This window comes from Streptomyces sp. DH12 (assembly GCF_020873895.1).
Taxonomy (GTDB): domain Bacteria; phylum Actinomycetota; class Actinomycetes; order Streptomycetales; family Streptomycetaceae; genus Streptomyces.
In genome coordinates, this window is record NZ_JAHWGT010001536.1 from 1 (window position 1) to 401 (window position 401).

1 pseudogene is annotated in these 401 nt (G+C 65.3%); it reads left to right on the forward strand.

The annotated features are described in order from the left end of the window. Nucleotides 1-216: 216 nt before the first annotated feature. Nucleotides 217-401 (forward strand): annotated as a pseudogene (locus LPA54_RS40955) (polyprenyl synthetase family protein); the annotation flags it as partial.

Consider the following 401-nt stretch of genomic DNA (forward strand, 5'->3'; position numbering starts at 1 on the left):
GACGAGTGGAATCTCGCCGGGATACGCAGTCCTGAGAGCGGCGGTGCCCGTACAGGCGGTATGCCTCATGGCCGTTGCTTCGGTCGGGGCGTGTTCTGGTGCTGACTCGGTCGTTGATCGGGCATGAAGATTAAGTGGGTGGTCCGGTCGGATGGACCAACTGTGTCTAAAGGCAGTCGGCTCTCGGCCTGCCGCGGCCGTCGATTCCCGTCGCCCAGCCGTTTCACACCTGAGTGCCAGAACCTGCTGCGAGACATGTCCGTGCGGGGCGGCAAGCGGCTACGGGTGGCGCTCATCTACGACGCGGCCCGCCTGGTGACCCCCGATCCGGTGCCCGGCCTGGAGGAGGCCGCTCTGAGCATCGAACTGTTGCAGACGTTCGGGCTGGTCCACGACGACAT